Origin of the sequence: Halodurantibacterium daqingense (assembly GCF_042666235.1) — a bacterium.
In the GTDB taxonomy this organism is placed as follows: Bacteria; Pseudomonadota; Alphaproteobacteria; order Rhodobacterales; family Rhodobacteraceae; genus Halodurantibacterium; species Halodurantibacterium daqingensis.
In genome coordinates this window covers 168,845-186,732 of record NZ_JBHTFQ010000006.1, presented here as the reverse complement: position 1 = coordinate 186,732, position 17,888 = coordinate 168,845, and the positions used below count along the sequence as shown (strand labels likewise).

Annotated in this window: 15 protein-coding genes; 6 read left to right on the top strand and 9 right to left on the bottom strand. The window is 68.8% G+C overall.

Features of this window, described 5'->3' with window-relative positions:
- Positions 1-40 precede the first annotated feature (40 nt).
- From ACFQXB_RS12525 to cysG, 5 genes are read right to left on the bottom strand one after another with little or no spacing between them, the layout of a single operon-like run.
- Positions 41-472: a DUF934 domain-containing protein gene (locus ACFQXB_RS12525; protein WP_377404173.1), complete on the bottom strand. Its 432-nt coding sequence runs from the start codon at positions 470-472 to the stop codon at positions 41-43.
- Positions 469-1,233: a phosphoadenylyl-sulfate reductase gene (locus ACFQXB_RS12520; protein ID WP_377404170.1), complete on the bottom strand. Its 765-nt coding sequence runs from the start codon at positions 1,231-1,233 to the stop codon at positions 469-471. The genes ACFQXB_RS12525 and ACFQXB_RS12520 overlap by 4 nt, the downstream gene beginning before the upstream one ends.
- Positions 1,223-2,893: a nitrite/sulfite reductase gene (locus ACFQXB_RS12515; protein ID WP_377404166.1), complete on the bottom strand. Its 1,671-nt coding sequence runs from the start codon at positions 2,891-2,893 to the stop codon at positions 1,223-1,225. Before ACFQXB_RS12515 ends, ACFQXB_RS12520 begins: the two co-directional genes overlap by 11 nt.
- Positions 2,894-2,909: 16 nt before the next feature.
- Positions 2,910-3,215, bottom strand: coding sequence for a DUF2849 domain-containing protein (locus tag ACFQXB_RS12510; protein WP_377404163.1), 306 nt, complete (start codon positions 3,213-3,215; stop codon positions 2,910-2,912).
- A complete protein-coding gene (gene cysG, locus ACFQXB_RS12505) occupies positions 3,212-4,600 on the bottom strand; it encodes a siroheme synthase CysG (protein WP_377404160.1) in 1,389 nt (462 codons plus the stop codon). Before cysG ends, ACFQXB_RS12510 begins: the two co-directional genes overlap by 4 nt.
- Positions 4,601-4,754: 154 nt before the next feature.
- On the opposite strand from cysG, the gene ACFQXB_RS12500 reads away from it, so the two are divergent.
- On the top strand, positions 4,755-5,216 hold the full coding sequence (locus ACFQXB_RS12500) for an Lrp/AsnC family transcriptional regulator (RefSeq protein ID WP_377404157.1): 462 nt from the start codon (positions 4,755-4,757) through the stop codon (positions 5,214-5,216).
- A 675-nt stretch (positions 5,217-5,891) separates the two neighbouring features.
- Here the strand turns inward: ACFQXB_RS12500 and ACFQXB_RS12495 are convergent.
- On the bottom strand, positions 5,892-7,073 hold the full coding sequence (locus ACFQXB_RS12495) for a cytochrome P450 (RefSeq protein WP_377404154.1): 1,182 nt from the start codon (positions 7,071-7,073) through the stop codon (positions 5,892-5,894).
- Complete coding sequence (locus ACFQXB_RS12490) at positions 7,070-7,651, bottom strand: LOG family protein (RefSeq protein WP_377404151.1); 582 nt, start codon at positions 7,649-7,651, stop codon at positions 7,070-7,072. The genes ACFQXB_RS12495 and ACFQXB_RS12490 overlap by 4 nt, the downstream gene beginning before the upstream one ends.
- Positions 7,652-7,773: 122 nt before the next feature.
- Between ACFQXB_RS12490 and ACFQXB_RS12485 the strand changes: the two genes are divergently transcribed.
- On the top strand, positions 7,774-9,210 hold the full coding sequence (locus tag ACFQXB_RS12485) for a LysM peptidoglycan-binding domain-containing protein (RefSeq protein ID WP_377404148.1): 1,437 nt from the start codon (positions 7,774-7,776) through the stop codon (positions 9,208-9,210).
- 372 nt (positions 9,211-9,582) lie between these two features.
- Here ACFQXB_RS12485 and ACFQXB_RS12480 read toward each other — a convergent pair whose 3' ends face one another.
- Positions 9,583-9,885 carry a hypothetical protein gene (locus tag ACFQXB_RS12480; RefSeq protein ID WP_377404145.1) on the bottom strand — a complete coding sequence of 101 codons (303 nt, stop codon included), beginning with the start codon at positions 9,883-9,885 and terminating at the stop codon, positions 9,583-9,585.
- 1,363 nt (positions 9,886-11,248) lie between these two features.
- Between ACFQXB_RS12480 and ACFQXB_RS12475 the strand changes: the two genes are divergently transcribed.
- Positions 11,249-13,075: an ABCB family ABC transporter ATP-binding protein/permease gene (locus ACFQXB_RS12475; protein ID WP_377404142.1), complete on the top strand. Its 1,827-nt coding sequence runs from the start codon at positions 11,249-11,251 to the stop codon at positions 13,073-13,075.
- Between the two features lie 344 nt (positions 13,076-13,419).
- On the opposite strand, the gene ACFQXB_RS12470 is transcribed toward ACFQXB_RS12475, so the two are convergent.
- Positions 13,420-13,896: an RrF2 family transcriptional regulator gene (locus ACFQXB_RS12470; protein ID WP_377404139.1), complete on the bottom strand. Its 477-nt coding sequence runs from the start codon at positions 13,894-13,896 to the stop codon at positions 13,420-13,422.
- A 532-nt stretch (positions 13,897-14,428) separates the two neighbouring features.
- On the opposite strand from ACFQXB_RS12470, the gene ACFQXB_RS12465 reads away from it, so the two are divergent.
- From ACFQXB_RS12465 to mltG, 3 genes are read left to right on the top strand one after another with little or no spacing between them, the layout of a single operon-like run.
- Positions 14,429-15,364, top strand: a complete 936-nt coding sequence (locus ACFQXB_RS12465) for an arginase family protein (protein ID WP_377404136.1) — start codon at positions 14,429-14,431, stop codon at positions 15,362-15,364.
- Between the two features lie 41 nt (positions 15,365-15,405).
- Positions 15,406-16,668, top strand: coding sequence for a beta-ketoacyl-ACP synthase II (gene fabF, locus ACFQXB_RS12460; RefSeq protein ID WP_377404133.1), 1,263 nt, complete (start codon positions 15,406-15,408; stop codon positions 16,666-16,668).
- The gene (gene mltG, locus ACFQXB_RS12455; protein WP_377404130.1) at positions 16,668-17,876 is read left to right on the top strand and encodes an endolytic transglycosylase MltG; all 1,209 of its coding nucleotides are present in this window, start codon (positions 16,668-16,670) and stop codon (positions 17,874-17,876) included. The genes fabF and mltG overlap by 1 nt, the downstream gene beginning before the upstream one ends.
- The last annotated feature ends 12 nt before the right edge of the window (positions 17,877-17,888 follow it).

The window sequence follows — 17,888 nt, the reverse complement described above, 5'->3', positions numbered from 1 at the left end:
GGGGCATGCGCCCCGCCTCTGATTCAGGTCGTTCTAACGCTCAGGCGTTACGGGGGAAAGGGGACGGATTGCCGCGCAGCCGCGACTGATAGTCATGCGCCTGCCAGTCGGCGCGATATTGCCACTGTCCGGCCGGCTGGCGCGCGGCCAGCTCGTCGCTGATCTCGACCTCGTCAAAGCCGACCCGGCGCGCCATGGCATATTGATCGGCGATCACATGGCCGGCGGCCCGCAGCCGCCCTTCATAGCCCATGGTGCGCAGCCAGCGCCCGATGGTAAAGCCGCGCCCGTTGGAAAAGCTGGGGAAGGCGACGCGGATCAGCTCCACGCCCTCGAGCTGGCCGCGCAGGGTTTCGGGGTCGGTATCGGCGGGCAGGTCCAGCGCCTGGGGGCCGCTGCGTTCCCCCAAAGGGGCAAAGCCGCCGGTCCAGTCGTCGGGGCGGAAACCTTCGTCGGTGACGATCACGCTCATGCTGCGGTCTCTCCGGTCGTTTTCGGCAGCGGGCCGCGGACGACCTTGCCGTTGATGAAATGGATGCCGCACTCTTCCTTGTCCTGCCCGCGCCAGCGGCCCGCGCGGGGATCTTCGCCGGGTTTGACGGGGCTGGTGCAGGGCGCGCAGCCGATCGAGGGATAGCCTTGCGCCACCAGCGGATGCCGGGGCAGGCGGTTGTTGACGATATAGTCCTGCAGGTCGTCCCGCGTCCAGTGCGCCAGCGGATTGACCTTGATGCGCAGATCGCCTTCGGCCTCGAAGAAGTCGATGGTTTCCCGCGTCTGGCCCTGAAACCGCTTCCGGCCCGTGATCCAGGCGTCGAAATCGCCCAGCGCACGTTCCAGCGGTTCGGTCTTGCGCAAGGCGCAGCAGGCATCCGGGTCGGTCTGGTGCAGAAGGCCATCCGGGTCATGCGCCGCCACCGCCGCCCGGCTGGCGCGGATGGTGCGGATATCGGACAGCCCCAGCTTCTGCGCCACATCGGCCTGATAGACGAGCGTTTCGGGAAACAGCATCTCGGTGTCGATGAACAGCACCGGCGTCTGCGGCGCCATGACTGAAATCATGTGCAAGAGCACCACCGATTCCGCCCCGAAGGACGATACCAGCCCGATACGCCCCACCTGCGGATCCCTCAGCGCATGTTCCAGCACCGCCACCGCCGCATGGTGGCGGTAGCGATCGTTCAGGTCGGCGACCCGTTCGGCAACGGGTGCGAGTGTGGTATCACGCGGCATCCTGTTTGCCTTCATCGGGATAAAGCGCCGCCTTGAAGGGCGCGACGCCGAGCCTGCGATAAGCCTCAAGGAAGGTTTCCTCGCGGCTTTCGCGATGCTCCAGATAGGCATGGACCAGACGTTCGATGGAGGGGACGATCTCGTCATAGGCAAAGCCGGGGCCGGCGCGTTCGCCGATGGCGGCAGTTTCCGTGCCGTCGCCGCCCAGCGTGATCTGGTAGTTCTCCACGCCGGCGCGGTCGAGGCCAAGGATGCCGATATGGCCCACATGATGGTGGCCGCAGGCATTGATGCAGCCCGAGATCTTGAGCTTCAGCGGCCCGATGTCATGTTCCAGCTTCAACGCGTCGAAGCGCAGCGCGATCTGCTGCGCCACCGGGATCGACCGGGCGGTTGCCAGCGCGCAGTAGTCCATGCCGGGGCAGGCGATGATGTCGGAAATCAGCCCGACATTCGCCGTGGCCAGCCCCACCTGCGCCAGCGCGGCATGCACCGCCGGCAGGTCGGATTTGTGGACATGCGGCAGGATAACATTCTGTTCGTGGCTGATGCGCAATTCGTCATGGCCATAGCGTTCGGCCAGATCCGCCATCACGCGCATCTGTTCGGCCGTCGCGTCGCCCGGCGTCGCGCCATGCGCCTTGAGGCTGATGGTCACGATCGCATAGCCGTCATTGCGGTGCTGCGACAGGTTCGTGTCGGCCCAGGCGCGGAACACCGGGTCGGCCTTGTAGAAGGCGTCATAGGCATCCACAGGCGCGGTGCGGAACTGCGGCGGGGCAAAGGCGGCCTCGATCTCGGCCAGAAGCTCCTGATCGACGCCGCTGAACTGGGGGCGGATCTCGGCAAAGCGCGCCTCGACCATCTCGCGGATCTGGTCCAGCCCGGTTTCATGCACGGTGATCTTGATGCGCGCCTTGTATTTGTTGTCGCGCCGCCCGAACGAGTTATAGACGCTCAGGATCGCCTCGACATAGGGCAGCAGATCGGCCTTGGGCAGGAAGTCCCGCACCACCTTGCCGATCATCGGCGTCCGGCCAAGGCCGCCGCCCACGATGACCTCGAAGCCCGGTTCGCCCGCCGCGTTGCGCACCATCCGCAGACCGATGTCATGCGATTTCGTCACCGCGCGGTCGTTCGGGCTGCCGGTGATGGCGATCTTGAACTTGCGCGGCAGGAACTGGAATTCCGGGTGATCGGTGGACCACTGGCGCAGAAGTTCGGCCACGGGGCGGGGATCGGCGATCTCATCGGCGGCAGCGCCGGCGAAATGGTCGGCCGTCACGTTGCGCACGCAGTTGCCCGAGGTCTGGATGGCATGCATTTCCACATCGGCCAGCGCGGTCAGGATCGCGGGCACGTCGGGAAGTTTCGGCCAGTTGAACTGGATGTTCTGGCGCGTGGTGAAATGGCCATAGCCCTTGTCCCAGCGTTCGGCGATGTAAGCAAGCTGGCGCATCTTGCGGCTGTTGAGCGTGCCATAGGGGATCGCGACCCGCAGCATGTAGGCATGCAGTTGCAGGTAAAGCCCGTTCATCAGGCGCAGGGGCTTGAACTCGTCCTCGGTCAGGCTGCCGTCGATCCGGCGTTGGACCTGCTGGGAGAACTGGGCGACGCGCTCGCGGACAAAGGCTTCGTCGAATTCGTTGTAGCTGTACATCTGGCTCTCTCCTCGCTCAGCCTGCGGCCTCGGCCTGCTTGCCGTGCGGATAGTTTGACGGGCCGCGGGTGCGGAAGGCTTCGCGGAAATGCGTGGGCTCGGGGCCATTGTCGCCGGCCACGGCATCGGCAAGATAGGGGCCCACGACCACATGCGGCTGGCTTTGCGCATGCAGAAGCCGCAGCGTCGCATGGGCCTCGTCCTCGATCAGCTCGGCCTCGTGGTGGTGGCGCGTCCAGCGGTCATCCTCGGTCAGATAGACGACATCGCCTTCCAGCAGCGCGTTGGCGGTAACGACTTTGGGCGTGAAACGACGGCTCATTGCGCGGCCTCTTTCAGTTCGGACAGGGCGGCGGCCTGGGCACGGGGCGCAAGGCCGTAAAGCAGGATGGCGGGGCCCGGCACCTCGGCCACGGCCTGCGGGAGTGTGGCAAGGGTGGCGGGAACCACGCGCTGATCGGGGCGCGAGACGTTTTCCACCACCGTCACCGGCGTATCGGGGCTGGCGCCATGCATCATCAGCCGGCCCTGGATGAAGCGGGCGGATTTCTTGCCCATGTAGATCGCCGCGACCTCGCCCGTCGTGGCAAGGCTGCGCCAGTCGTGATCGGCAAAGCCCTGCATGTCATGCCCGGTCAGGATCCGGACCGAGGCATTGCGCCCGCGGCGGGTCAGCCCCTGGCCCACGGCCGCCGCCGCCACCGCGCCCGCGGTCAGCCCCGGCACCAGCGACCAGGCGACGCCTGCCGCCTCAAGCGCGTCGATTTCCTCGTCCAGCCGGCCAAAGACCCCCGGGTCGCCGCCCTTCAGCCGCACGACCTGCGCGCCCGAGGCCCCGTGTTCGACGATCAGGCGGTTGATCTCGGCCTGCGGGGTGGTGGGGCCATAGCCCTCCTTGGCGACCGAGATCAGCAACGCCTCGCGCCGGGCAAGCTCCAGGATTTCGGGCGTGACCAACCCGTCGTGGATCACCACATCGGCCTCGTCCAGCAGGCGGCGGGCCTTCAGGGTCAGAAGCTCCGGATCGCCCGGGCCGGCGCCGACGATGGCCACATGGCCCGCGCGCGCGGCCGCGTTCAGGTGCCGGTCCAGCAGGCGTTCCAGTGTGGGGCGCAGCGCCTCCTGTCCGCCTTCGGCAAAGGCGCGCGGACCGTCGGTGTCGTAATAGGCGGCCCAGAAATCGCGGCGCTTGCGGCCCATCGGCAGCGCATCCGCCGCATGGCGGAAGGCCTTGCCGATCCGCGTCAGCGTGCCCAGAACCGGCGAGAGCCGTTCTTCCAGGTCCGCCTTGATCTTGCGGGCCAGCACCGGGGCCGCGCCCTCGGTCCCGATCGCCACCACCACCGGATCGCGGTCCACGATCGCGGGGGTGATGAAGGCGCTGTCGTGCAGGTTGTCCACGATATTGACCAGCGCGCCCTCGGCGCGGGCGATGGCGGCCACGCGCGCATCTTCCGCCGCATCTTCGGCCGCGCCATAGGCAAGGGCGGCGCACAGCGCATCGCCCGGCCCGAAGGCGCGACGGTGCAGCGTCAGGCGGCGGGCGTCGGCCCAGGCTTCGATTTCCGGCGCCGGGTCTTCGGCAAAGACGGTCAGCCGCGCTTCGGTCTTGAGCAGGAGCCGCAGCTTGGCGATGGCCGCATCGCCCCCGCCCGCCACCACGATGCGGCGGCCCTCGACGTTGAGGAAGATCGGGAAGTGCTTCATGGCGGTCGCACCTTTCGGCTGGGGGCAGGTTGGTTTGCTATCGCAATGTAGGATATTTTCCCCTCATTGCGCCATAAGGGCTTGCGGATAAGGATGGTTGTTCCATAATCCGCCACAAGGACGATCACTGTTCCGATATGGGGAGAAGCGTGGAATGGCAGTCCGGCTGGACGACATGGATCGGAAAATTCTGGCCGAACTGCAGGAGGATGCAGGCCAGTCGCTGGACGAGATCGCGCGCAAGGTCGGCTCGTCCAAGACGCCGGTGTGGAATCGGATCCGCAAGATGCGCGAGGCGGGGGTCATCGGCCGCCAGACCTTCATTCTCGACGCCGAGGCGCTGGGGCTGGACGCCTGTTTCTTCGTGCTGATCCGCACCAGCGAGCATGAGGCCGAATGGCAGCAGAAGTTCCTCGCCGCATTGCGCGCGCGCCCCGAGGTGCAGGAGGCGCATCGCCTGGCCGGAGAGATCGACTATATCCTCAAGGTGCGGGTGCCCAATGCGCGGGCCTATGACAGCTTCTATCAGGCGCTGATTTCCGAAGTGCGGATCTTCAATGTCACTGCGCTGCTGTCGATGGAAGAGATCAAGTCCACAACCCTGCTGCCGTTGTAGGCGCGCCCTGCCGCGCTGCCGCGCTGCCGCGCTCGGGCGCGAGAGGCCGGGTCGCGCTGCCCATCCCGCTCCTGCACCGCCCCTCCGCACCGCCCGCTCCTGAGCCGTCCGCTCCTGCACCGCCCGCTCCTGCACCGCTCCGTCGCACCCGCCGCCTCTGCCCAGGGTCCCGCGGCAGGCTCCACCGCCGCCGGCGATGCTGCGCCCCGGGCCGCCAGCGCGCTGCCGCCCGACAGGCGTTGTGATGCTGACGCAGCCCGCCGCCGCTCCGCCCGTCGCGCCCGCGGCCTCCGCCCGGGATCCCGCGGCAGGCTCCACCACCGCCGGGCCATGCTGCGCCCCGGGCCGCCGTGGCGTCCGGCCGCTTCCGGCTCCCCGGACGTGCCGGGCCCCCACCGCGCCGCCGCAGGCGGCGCCCGGCCCAACGGGATGAACCGCCGCAGGCGGTGAAGACGGGCGGGAGCGCCCCCGCCCTTGACTGCAGGGCCGTCCCTCCTTCGTGCGGTGCCGGGCGTTTCCGCCGCATCCGGTCCGCGCCTGCCATCGCGGCGGCTGGTCTGAGGGCCAGGCCCGGCCCCCAGCGGGCACCGGTTCGGTTCCGCTGCACCGCCCCCGTGGCCGCGACGGCAGGGCGTCACCCGGGGGGTGGGCCGCCGCGGCGTCATGACGGGCGGCTCAGCCGCGCGTCAGGTGCAGGGCCGAGAGGCCGTGGAAATGGTAGCTGTCGGCATAGGCGGGCGGTGCGGCCAGGCGCAGGTCGGGCAGGCGGGCGAAGAGGATCGGCAGCGCCACCTGCAGTTCCAGCCGTGCAAGCGGCGCGCCCACGCAGAAATGCAATCCGCTGCCGAAGGCGAGGTTGGTCTTGCGCGGGCGCGCCGGGTTGAAGCGGTGCGGCTCGTCCCACATCCGCGGATCGCGGTTCGCGGCGCCCAGCAGGCAGGCCACGCGGTCGCCGCGCCGGAACACATGGCCCATCACCTCGATCTCGTCATAGGCGATGCGCTGGAACAGATGCAATGGCGGATCGAGGCGCAGGCATTCCTCGACCGTATCCTCGATCAGGTCCGGCGCCAGCCACTCCGGCCCGGTTCCCGCCTCGAGCAGCGTCTTGACGGCAATGCCAAGGCTGTGGACCGTCGCCTCGTGCCCGGCGTTCAGAAGCAGGATGCAGGTGGCGATCAACTCGTCGGTGGACAGGCTTTCGCCCTCTTCCTCGGCGGCGATCAGATGGGTGATCAGATCGTCGCCCGGCTTGCGGCGCCGGTCCTCGACATGGGCGCGCAGGAAGGCCACGAAGCTTTCCGTGGCAGCCACGGCGGCCTGTTCATCGGCCGCGCTGCGCCCGGGCATGTACATCCGCACCATCGCGTTCGACCAGCGCAGCAGATCATCGCAGATTGCCTCGGGCACGCCCAGAAGCCGGGCGATGATGATGACCGGCAGCTTCTGCGCAAAGACCGGCAGCAGATCGAAGCTGTCGGGCAGCGGATCGATCAGCTGATGGCTCAGCGTCGCGATCTCGGGGGCCAGGGCCGCGATCCGGCGCGAGGTGAAGGCGCGCAGCACCAGCCCGCGCAGCCGGGTGTGGCGCGGCGGCTCCAGTTCCAGCATCGAATGTGCCTCGACGGCATAGAAGGGGGCCAGGGCGGGCGGAACCGGCCTGCGCGTCTCCTCGGGTTCCTCGCGGCCAAAGCGGCGGTCGCGCAGGATCTGGTTCACCGCGGCATGGCTCAGCGCGCAGGCCATGCCGTACTCTTCCCAGTAGACCAGCGGGCCAAGCGCCCGCGCCCGGTCATAGAAGGCATAGGGGTTCTGGACGAACCCCGGGTCGCGCAGCGGCTGCGAGATGCGCTTCATGCCGGGGTCCGCGCCGCAAGCGCCACCTGAAGCGCCATGTCCAGTGCCGCGACATCGGGCACCAGCCCGACCAGCCCGCGCAGGTCAGGCTCGGCAAAGCCGCCCGCGATCACATGATCGATCAGCGCGGCGAGCGGGGTCCAGTAGCCATTGGTGTTCAGCAGGAAGATCGGCTTTTCATGCAGGCCGATCTGGCGCCAAGTCAGCACCTCGAAGAATTCGTCCAGCGTGCCCGCGCCCCCCGGCAGCACCACGATCGCGTCCGAGTTCATGAACATGACCTTCTTGCGTTCGTGCATGTTCTCGGTGACGATCATCCGCGTCAGGTCGCGCTTGCCCTTTTCGCGCGCCAGAAGATGGGTGGGGATCACGCCGAAGGTCTCGGCGCCGGCGGTCTGCGCGGCGCGTGCCACCTCGCCCATCAGGCCCACGTCGCCCGCCCCATAGACCAGCCGCCAGTTGCGTTCGGCGATCAGCGCGCCCAGATCGGCGGCTGCCGCACGGAAGGCAGGATCGGCGCCGTTGCGCGATCCGCAGTAGACACAGATCGAGTGAAGGGGGGTCCGGTGATCGGGCATGGGCGTCCTGCTGCTGCGATTTCAGTTGCTTTGAGCCCGTGTTATCGGCACTTCTGGCAGGGCTCAAGGCGTTCGGCGGATTTGCGCTGCCGCCGAGGAATGGCTGCGGGGGTAGCGGGACGATGGCAGGGCAGGATCAGGCGGCAAAGGTGCGGCGGCTTCCGGTAATGGTCGGGGCGGGGCTGGTGGGTGCGGGCGTTGCCGTTGTGGCGGTCGCGCTCTGGGCCTGGTTGGCGCTGCCCCGCCCCACGCCCGAGGTGACGGCGGCGCTGGCCCCTGCCGAGAGCGAGGGCGGCGCCGACAGCCCGGTGCCGATGTCCGAGCCGGCCACCGGGCCCGACCCTGCGGCCGCGCCGGCCGATCCCGAGGCCCCGCGCCCGCCGCGCTTCGACACGGTGCGCCACGGGCCCGATGGCGCGACCCTGGTGGCGGGCTTTGCCGCGCCGGGTGCCGAGGTGGCGATCCTGATCGACGGCGCCGAGGCGGCGCGCGTGGCGGCCGCGCCTTCGGGGGCCTTTGTGGCGATGTTCGATGTTGCGCCCTCGGATGCGCCCCGGGTCCTGACGCTTGGCCTCGCGCTGGAGGGGGACGAGATGCTGATGGCCGAGCAATCGGTCATCCTCGCGCCCCGGGTGGCTGCCCTGGCCGAGCCGGCGCCGTCCGGCGACGGTGCCGAAGACCCGACCCTGCCGCACGCCGGGTCGGAGCTGGCAACGGCAGAGGCGGCAGCCTCGGGGCCGGCCGACAGTGGGGGAACGTCCTCAGATCCGGCGGTCGTCGAGCGGGCCGCCCCGGAGCCGACCGCCCCGGAAGCCGCCCCCGCGCAACCGGCCCTCCCGCAACTGGCAGGCTCTGCGACGCCCGCCGATCCGGCGCAATCGGCAGATCCGGCCTCTGCCGCCGCGGAACCTGCGCCCTCCGTCCTGGCCGAGGCCGCCGGCGCCCGGCCCGAGGCGGGGGCGGTGGGCGTCCCGGCGGCGGCCGGGCCTGACGGCGCAGCGGCCGATCCCGTCGCCGAGGCGGGCGCGGGGGCGACCGCGGTGCTTCTTGCCGATGCCGAAGGGGTGCGGCTTCTGGGGGCGGGCCCGGCCGACAATGTCGTGGTCGATACGATCACCTATGGCCTTGACGGCGAGGTGCAGCTTGCGGGCCGCGCCACGGGCGAGGGCCATGTGCGGCTTTACCTTGACAACCAGGACGTGACCACGGCCGAGATCACGCCCGGTCGCGACTGGACGGCTGCGATCGAAGGCGTCGCGCAGGGCGTCTATACCCTGCGCATCGATGAGCTGGACGCCGAGGGCACGGTCGTTTCCCGCTACGAGACACCCTTCCAGCGCGAGGATCCGGCGCAGCTGGCCGCCGTCAGCCCCGACCTGCCGCCCGATGGCATGCAGTTGCGCGCGATCACCGTGCAGCCGGGCTACACGCTTTGGGGCATTGCCCGCGCCGAATATGGGCGCGGCATCGAATACCTGCGGGTCTATGAGGCCAACCGCAGCCAGATCCGCAACCCGGACCTGATCTATCCCGGCCAGATATTCACCATGCCTGACTGACGGTGCGCGCCTCCGGGATCAGGGGGCGCGCACCCGACCCGGCAGGGAACAGCGCGCCGGAGGGGGCGATCGGGTCACGTGCCGTGCGTGCGGCAGGCTGGTGCTGCGCGCGCAGGGCCTGCCCGATGCCGGATATCGGAGCTTCCGCGCCAGCCGCCCCGCGCCAGCCGCACTGGGCCAGCCGCATTGGGCCAGCCGCATTGGGCCAGCCGCGCTCGGCCAGCAGGCGATGGCGGGGCGCAGGGGCATCCTGACCGCCGCGCCGGAAAACCGGAAGAAGGCGCGCCGTCATGCCCCGCATGGGGGCGATCTGCCCGAGGCGGGGCTGACCGCAGATGCGCGGCCATGCGGGTCAGTTGCGAAGGGCGGAAGCTAGAACTGTGGAAGGCTGCCGGTGCTCTCGATCCGGGCGCGGCCGAAGCTGTCCACCTCGATGAGCCGCAGCGCGATCTTCTCGCCCGTGCCAAGGGCAAGGATGGCGCTGTCGCCCAGGTGGCGACACTGCGCGATCCGCGCGGGATCGCCGCTGAGATGGCCCTCGGCCCGAAGATCACCGTCCAGCTCGGACAGATTCAACGTGTAGCGTACCGGAAGGAAGGGCTGCGCCTCGATCGAGACATGACCGTTTCCCGCCAGCACGCCCACGGGATGATACTGAACCAAGTCTTTCATCATCTACACTCGCCACCAGATCACGGATCACAGCCCTTGATCGCGTTCTGATTGCCGGATGTCCAGTCACTAAACCGAAGGGTGGCGGAGTTCTGCTCAGAAATGATGCAGCGACATGCGAGGGATGTTGCGGGCGGAAGACTTCGACCGGCTGCGCGGACAGCCCCGGTTCCGGAGATCGGTTCCGGAGATCGGTTCGGGGGGCGCAGCCCGCGTTGAAGCAGGGCAGCTTCGGGCAGGGGCGGTGTCAGGGATGCTGTGCAGGAGCTTGGTGCCGCGGCCTTGTGCAGGAGCTTGGTGCCGGGCCTGCCGCATGATCGGCTTTGACCGCATCACATCCGCCCGCCTGCGCGATCTGGCGGCACTGGCAGACGCCCGCGCGCGCGATCTGGTGGCACTGGCAGAGGCGTCGGTCGCAGCGCTTCGGGCGGGTGGGCGGCCGGCCACCGGCGCTGCATGCCCGGCGCCGGATCCTGCGGCTGACGGGGCGCTGACGGGGCACGGCCTTGGCGGCGCCGGCTGTGCCGGAGGCAGGCGTCACGCGGCGCCGGCTGTGCCGGAGGCAGGCGTCACGCGGCGCCGGCGGGCCGCCCTTGCCGCGCCCGTGGCCCGGGCGGGCGGAAGGGGGCGCAAGATGCGACAGGCGCCTGTGCAACGGCACGGCCCAGGGGGCGGCATGCCTCTGGCTGCCAGGCCAGCGCGGCGCCCAGGGAAGCGAGTTGCGATTTCGGAGGAGGGAGACTCATGACGGCGCCGGCCTGACGGGAAACGGCGCCGGCCTGACAGAAGACGGCATCGGCCTGACGGAAAACGGCATCGGGAAAACGGCATCGGCCTGACAGAAGACGGCATCGGCCTAAACGGAAAGCGCGCCCCCGGGGAGAACTGCGTGAGTGGTGGACTTGCATCCCGGGGGCGCCGGGATCAGGAGTCAGGACGCCCGATCCCTATCATAATGGTAGGAAATAGCAGCGACGCGGGGCTCTGACCAGCAAAACCCTGCAGCATGAGCGATTATCTGCCAATCGTGCCTGAACCGGCCGGCGTATCTCGCGTTTCGGGCTGTGTCTGGTCGGCTTCGGGCCGGGGGGGTGGCTCGCGCCGGATGACGACTTTCTGCAGGCGTGAAATCTGGTGCGCAGTTAGTCCCGTGAAACTCGGTAATGCCATGTCAACCTCGAAATGACCGTCTGCCCGGGGGCAGGTCTGCGGCGCCGGGCTACCGTCACGGTGGTCGTGACCCGGGCGCATACCCCTTGGGTTGAACAATCGGTAGCGCGCCCGGCGCCGTTGCGCAAGCATCTTGCTGCGCTGGTCAAAGCTGCGGCCCGCGATTAGGGTCACGGCCTTTACCCGGGAGAACCTGATGCGCCGCGCCAGCACCGCAGACCCATCGTCATCCGACAGCCGCCACAGCGCCCGCCGCGTGCTGGTGCGGGTTGCGCCCTATCTGTGGCCGCGGGGCGACGGCTGGGCGCGGCGGCGCATCCTGGGGGCCATGGCGGCGCTGGTTCTGGCCAAGCTGGTCGCGGTCATTACCCCGCTGTTCTTCAAGGCGGCCGTCGATGCGCTGGCCGGCGAGGGCGAGGCATGGATGCTGGCCGCGGGCGCGGTGGGGCTGACGCTGGCCTATGGCCTGGCGCGGCTGATGAACGTGGGCTTCCAGCAGTTGCGGGATGTGATCTTCGTGCGCGTCGGCCAGCGCGCGCTGCGCCGAATCGCGCTGGAGACCTTCGGCCATATCCACCGCCTTTCGATGCGCTATCACATCACCCGCAAGACGGGCGGCCTGTCGCGGATCATCGAGCGCGGGGTCAAGGGGGTCGATTTCCTGCTGCGCTTCCTTCTGTTCTCGATCGGGCCGCTGGTGCTGGAACTGGCGATGATCGGGGTGATCTTCTTCTGGTTGTTCGACATCTGGTATCTGGCCACCGTGGTGGCGACGATCGCGCTTTATGTCTGGTTCACGCTGCGGGTGACGGAATGGCGGGTCAGGATCCGCAAGGCGATGAACGATTCCGACACCGACGCGAACCAGAAGGCGATCGACAGCCTGCTGAACTTCGAGACAGTGCGCTATTTCAACGCCGAAGCCCGCGAGGCGGCGCGCTATGACGCGGCCATGGCGGGATACGAGGAAGCGGCGGTGCGCACCAACCTGTCGCTGGCCTTCCTGAACTTCGGGCAGGCCCTGCTGATCACCGGCGGGCTGGTGGTGGTGATGGTCATGGCGGCGATGGGGGTGCAGCGCGGCGATCTGACGGTGGGCGATTTCGTGATGGTCAACGCCTACATGATCCAGATCACGATGCCGCTGAACTTTCTGGGCACCGTCTATCGCGAAATCCGTCAGGCGCTGGTGGACATGGGCGAGATGTTCACCCTGCTGGACCAGCCGCCCGAGGTGACCGACCGTCCCGGCGCAAGACCCCTGCGCGTGACCGGCGGCGAGGTGCGCTTTGACGCGGTGGAATTCGGCTATGACGCGGCGCGGCCGATCCTGAAGGGCCTGGACCTGACGGTGGGTGCCGGGCAGCGCGTGGCGATCGTGGGGCCTTCGGGGGCGGGGAAATCCACCATCGGGCGGCTGCTGTTCCGGTTCTACGACGTGACCGGGGGTGCGCTGCGTATCGACGGGCAGGATCTGCGCGATGTGACCCAGGACAGCCTGCATGCCGCCATCGGCGTGGTGCCGCAGGACACGGTGCTGTTCAACGACACGATCCGCTACAACATTGCCTATGGCCGTGATGGCGCGACCGAGGATGAGATCATCGCCGCGGCCCGGGCGGCCCGCATCCATGACTTCATCCGTTCCCTTCCCGAAGGGTATGACACAGCGGTGGGGGAACGCGGGCTCAAGCTTTCGGGCGGGGAAAAGCAGCGCGTGGGCATCGCGCGCACCTTGCTCAAGGATCCGCCGATCCTGCTGCTGGACGAAGCGACCAGCGCGCTGGACAGCCAGACCGAACATGACATCCAGGACAGCCTGCGCGCCATGGGCGAAGGCCGCACGGTCATCACCATCGCGCATCGTCTGTCCACCGTGGTGGATGCCGATCTGATCGTGGTGCTTGAGGATGGCCGGATCGTCGAACAGGGCGGGCATGAGGCGCTGCTGGCGCGGGGTGGGCGCTATGCCGCGATGTGGATGCGCCAGGCCACCGAGGTGAGCGACCCGGAACGCGTCTGAGGTGCGCCGCCTGCCGCCTCCGGGGTTCGTGCCCCCGGGGAACAGGCGGGCTGCGGGGTGGCGGTTTCTTCGTGGCGGCGGGCTGCCGAAGCTGCGGACCGGCCCTGTCGGTGCCCGGGCGGCACCGAAAGGGAGCCTTCTGGCGCGCCGATCGAGGCCAGGCTGGGCAGCCCTGACGCGGGGCGCGCGGATCCGGGGCCCGGCCGCGCTGGGCCTGGCTGCCCCGGGCCGCTGATGGGGCGCCGTGCAGGCGGCTCTGGCCGAGGGTGAGGGCCCGGGACGAGATGCCGCGGCACGGGCCGGCCCGCTTCGGGCAAGGTGTCGTGCCCGAAGCCGCCCCGGGATCAGCAGGCCGCGCGGCAGGCCGGGCGGCTGGTGCAGGCGGGCTTGTCCAGCGTCAGGATCGCGGTGAGCGGGTCGTTGCTGTCCACCAGATCGGCAAGGGTGATGCTGTCCAGCGCGCCGTAGAAGGCCTCGAGCGCGGCGCCGAGCGCATCGCGCAGTCGGCAGGCTGGCGCAAGCGGACAGCGGTTTTCGTCGGCGCCGAAACATTCCGCGAAGGGCAGGCCCGATTCGAAGGCACGAAACAGCGTGCCGACGTTGATCCGGTCAGGAGGCAGGCCAAGCGCGATCCCGCCGTTGCGGCCGCGCTGGGTGGTCAGGAAACCAAGCTGCGCCAACTGGTTCACCACCTGGGCAAGATGGTTTTCCGACGCGTTGCAGGCCTCGGCGACATCCTGTTTGCGAACGCTGCGGTCGGGATTGATGGCGCAGAACATCAGCGTGCGCATGGCAAGATTGGTGCGGGTCGTCAGGCGCATTCGGTCCTCGGGCAGGGGAAGGGGCAGGATGTGCGGGCAGCGGATGGCATGGATCGGGCGGGGTGGTCGGGCAGGATCGTCAGCTTTGTCGTTCGGGCGGCAGTCTTCGGTCGGCTTTTGCGCGGGGGATCGGGGTGCGCTGGTCTGTTGCCGACAACATCAGATGCCGCGACCCCGTGCCTTGATGCAGATCAGGCCGGTGATTTTTTTGTGCTTTTTCACGACGTTTGTTTTGCCGCGCGGCGAGGGGCACCGGCCCCGTGCTTTCCGACGCGGCCACGGCGCCGAGCGGGGCTAGGGCGGGCCTGTGACGCCGCGCGGGACGGCCTTGGCCTGCGCGGGACGGCCTGAGTGGCCGGAAGGGGCAGCGGCCGGGCTGCGGCGAACCGAGGCGCGGCTTCCTGCCAGAGCCCTTGCTCTTGGCGGGATTTGTGGCGAGGGTTCCGGCAAGGTGCTTCGCGTCCGGAGGCAGAGGGGCAGCAGGACCCCGCCGGAAAGCGCCGCGGAAGGGATCTGGGAAGAGGGAATCGGGATGGCGGATCTGGGGAAGATGTTCGGGGCGGCGGCGTCCGAGGGGTTTCTGGGCCTGCCGCGCGTCGGGATCGAGGCGGCGCGGGGCGCGCGGGTGGCGATCCTGGGGGCGGGGGCGGTAACCTCTTATCCGTCGGTCGGGGCCTATTGCGCGAATGGTCCGGCGGCGATCCGGGCCGGGGGCGCGGCCTATGCGGCGAACCTTGCGCATATGAACTTCGACCTGGGTGCGCCGACCCTGCCTCATGACGGTGCGGCTGTGGATTGCGGCGATCTGGCAACGGTGGATGGCGCCGGGGCGGAGAACCGGGCGCTGGTCCGCGATGCGGTGGCGCAGTTGCTGGATCAGGATGTGGTGCCGCTGCTTCTGGGCGGCGACGACAGCCTGCCGATCCCGATGCTCGAGGCCTTTGCCGGGCGCGGGCGCTATACCATCCTGCAGATCGACGCCCATATCGACTGGCGCGACGCGGTAGAGGGCGAACGGCTGGGCCTGTCCTCGACCATGCGGCGGGCCAGCGAGATGGGCCATGTGGAGCGGATCATCCAGGTGGGGCAGCGGGGCATCGGCTCGGCCCGGGCGCAGGACTACCGCGATGCCTGCGACTGGGGCGTCCAGTTCGTTCCGGCGGCCGAGGTGGCGCGGCGCGGGGTTCAGGCGGCGCTGGATCTGATCCCCGAGGGCGCCGAGGTCATCATCTGCTTCGACTGCGACGCGATTGATCCGGCGATCATGCCGGCGGTGATCGGGCGCACCGCGGGCGGGCTGAGCTATTGGCAGGCGCTGGATCTGATTGCCGGCGTGGCGGCGCGGGCCCGCATCGCCGCCTTCGACCTGGTGGAGTTCATGCCCGAACGCGACATCGACGGACAATCTGCGCTGGTTGCCGCGCAGTTGATCGCCGCCACCCTGGGCGTTATTGCGCGGCAGGGGTAGGGCGTGTATCAAGCGCCGGTCACAGGAATTGGGAGATGCCGATGCGTCGGGTGGTAGTCACTGGCTTGGGAATGGTCACGCCGCTGGCCTGCGGAGTGGAGGAAACCTGGCGGCGCCTGCTGGCCGGCCAGAGCGGCGCGCGCACCATCACCCGCTTTGACGCAAGCCATCTTGCCACGACCTATGCCTGCGAAATCCCGCGCGGCGACGGGTCGGATGGCACCTTCAATCCCGATGACTGGATGGAGCCGAAAGAGCAGCGCAAGGTCGATGACTTCATCCTTTACGGCATGGCCGCGGCGCAGCAGGCGGTCGAGGATGCCGGCTGGATGCCCGAGGACGAGGAAAGCCGCCTGCGCACCGGCGTGATGCTGGGATCGGGTATCGGCGGGCTTTCGACCATCGCGGAAACGGCGCTGCTGATCAAGGAGAAGGGGCCGCGGCGGGTGTCGCCGTTCTTCATTCCGGGCGCGCTGATCAACCTGATCTCGGGTCAGGTCAGCATCCGCTACGGCTTCAAGGGGCCGAACCATGCCGTGGTGACGGCCTGTTCGACCGGCGCCCATGCGATTGGCGACGCGGCGCGGCTGATCGCCCACGGCGATGCGGATGTCATGGTGGCGGGCGGCGCGGAAAGCCCGATCTCGGAAATCGGTATCGCGGGCTTCAATGCCTGCAAGGCGCTGTCCACCAAACGCGCCGAGGATCCCACCAAGGCCAGCCGGCCCTATGACGCCGACCGCGACGGCTTCGTGATGGGTGAAGGCGCAGGCGTCGTGGTGCTGGAGGAATACGAACATGCCAAGGCCCGCGGCGCCAGGATCTATGCCGAGGTGCTGGGCTATGGCCTGTCGGGTGACGCCTATCACATCACCGCCCCGTCCGAGGATGGGGATGGCGGCTATCGCTCGATGCAGGCGGCGCTGAAACGGGCGGGCGTGACCCCGGATCAGGTGGATTACATCAATGCCCATGGCACCTCGACCATGGCCGACACGATCGAGCTGGGCGCGGTGGAGCGGCTGATGGGGGATGCGGCGGCCAAGGCGACCATGTCCTCGACCAAATCGTCGATCGGGCATCTTCTGGGGGCGGCCGGCGCGGTGGAGGCGATCTTCTGCGTGCTGGCGATCCGCGACCAGATCGCGCCGCCGACGATCAACCTGGACAATCCCGCCGTGGAGCCGAAGCTTGACCTGGCGCCCAATGCGGCGCGGCAGCGCAAGATCGACGTGGCGCTGTCCAACTCGTTCGGCTTTGGCGGCACCAACGCCAGCCTGGTTCTTGGCCGGGTGACGGGCTGATGTGGCGCCACATCGCATCCAACGCCCTGACGCTGTTCGTGGTGCTGCTGTTCCTGCTGGGCGGGCTTGTGGCCTGGGGGCAGCGGCAGTTCGTGATTCCGGGGCCGCTGGAGCAATCGGCCTGCGTCCGGATCGAGCGCGGGGCCAATCTGGCCCGCGTTTCCGAGCAGTTGCAGGAGCAGGGTGTGGTGAGCAATGGCACCATCTTCCGCATCGGTGCCCGTTACGCCGAACGCTCGGACCTGCGGTTCGGCAGCTATCTGGTGCCGCCCCACGCCTCGATGGAAGAGGTTCTGGACGTCATCACGCGCGGCGGCGCCTCGACCTGCGGCACCGAGATCAACTATCGCATCGGGGTTGTCGTGGCCGAGATGGTGGTGCGCGAGCTTGACCCGGAAACCGCGCGCTATGTCGAGACGATCAAGTTCAACCCGGCCACCGACCCGGTGCCGGACGGTTATCTGGACGTGGCCCAGGCCGATGACACGCGGTTCCGCGTGACGCTGGCCGAGGGGGCCACGAGCTGGCAGGCGGTGGATGCGCTGCGCCGGGCCGAGTTCCTGCAGGGCGAGATTGCGGCCGTTCCCGGCGAGGGGCGGCTGGCGCCCGACAGCTATGAAGTGCGCCGCGGCGCCGATCGGGGCCAGCTTCTGGCCGAGATGGAAGCGCGCCAGACCCGCATCCTGAGCGATCTGTGGGAGGCGCGTGCCGAGGGGCTGCCGATTTCGACCCCCGAGGAGGCGCTGATCCTCGCCTCGATCGTCGAAAAGGAAACCGGGGTTGCGGACGAACGGCGGCAGGTGGCCAGCGTCTTTGTCAACCGGCTGAATCAGGGAATGCGGCTGCAGACCGACCCGACGGTGATCTATGGAATCACCAATGGCGAGGGCACGCTGGGCCGGGGTCTGCGGCGCAGCGAACTGGATGCGCGCACGCCCTACAACACCTATCAGATCGACGGCCTGCCGCCGACGCCGATCGCCAATCCGGGCCGCGCGAGCATCGAGGCGGCGCTGAACCCGGATGATACGCCCTATGTCTATTTCGTGGCCGACGGCACCGGGGGGCACGCTTTTTCCGTGACTTTGCAGGAGCATAACGCAGCCGTGGCCCGCTGGCGCGAGATCGAGCGCGAACGCGCGGCGCGGGGGATCGAAAGCGATCCGCAGACCGGAGCCGTGGTGGAGGAAACCGAGGCGGCCGAGTAGCGGATACAACCT

Excerpts from the sequence above, each read along its gene's own strand:
- ACFQXB_RS12525 (WP_377404173.1), bottom strand. The coding sequence starts at position 472 with ATGAGCGTGATCGTCACCGACGAAGGTTTCCGCCCCGACGACTGGACC.
- ACFQXB_RS12510 (WP_377404163.1), bottom strand. The coding sequence starts at position 3,215 with ATGAGCCGTCGTTTCACGCCCAAAGTCGTTACCGCCAACGCGCTGCTG.
- ACFQXB_RS12485 (WP_377404148.1), top strand. The coding sequence starts at position 7,774 with ATGGCAGGGCAGGATCAGGCGGCAAAGGTGCGGCGGCTTCCGGTAATG.
- ACFQXB_RS12515 (WP_377404166.1), bottom strand. The coding sequence starts at position 2,893 with ATGTACAGCTACAACGAATTCGACGAAGCCTTTGTCCGCGAGCGCGTC.
- ACFQXB_RS12500 (WP_377404157.1), top strand. The coding sequence starts at position 4,755 with ATGGCAGTCCGGCTGGACGACATGGATCGGAAAATTCTGGCCGAACTG.
- ACFQXB_RS12470 (WP_377404139.1), bottom strand. The coding sequence starts at position 13,896 with ATGCGCCTGACGACCCGCACCAATCTTGCCATGCGCACGCTGATGTTC.
- ACFQXB_RS12465 (WP_377404136.1), top strand. The coding sequence starts at position 14,429 with ATGGCGGATCTGGGGAAGATGTTCGGGGCGGCGGCGTCCGAGGGGTTT.
- ACFQXB_RS12495 (WP_377404154.1), bottom strand. The coding sequence starts at position 7,073 with ATGAAGCGCATCTCGCAGCCGCTGCGCGACCCGGGGTTCGTCCAGAAC.
- fabF (WP_377404133.1), top strand. The coding sequence starts at position 15,406 with ATGCGTCGGGTGGTAGTCACTGGCTTGGGAATGGTCACGCCGCTGGCC.
- ACFQXB_RS12480 (WP_377404145.1), bottom strand. The coding sequence starts at position 9,885 with ATGATGAAAGACTTGGTTCAGTATCATCCCGTGGGCGTGCTGGCGGGA.
- ACFQXB_RS12520 (WP_377404170.1), bottom strand. The coding sequence starts at position 1,233 with ATGCCGCGTGATACCACACTCGCACCCGTTGCCGAACGGGTCGCCGAC.
- cysG (WP_377404160.1), bottom strand. The coding sequence starts at position 4,600 with ATGAAGCACTTCCCGATCTTCCTCAACGTCGAGGGCCGCCGCATCGTG.
- ACFQXB_RS12475 (WP_377404142.1), top strand. The coding sequence starts at position 11,249 with ATGCGCCGCGCCAGCACCGCAGACCCATCGTCATCCGACAGCCGCCAC.
- mltG (WP_377404130.1), top strand. The coding sequence starts at position 16,668 with ATGTGGCGCCACATCGCATCCAACGCCCTGACGCTGTTCGTGGTGCTG.
- ACFQXB_RS12490 (WP_377404151.1), bottom strand. The coding sequence starts at position 7,651 with ATGCCCGATCACCGGACCCCCCTTCACTCGATCTGTGTCTACTGCGGA.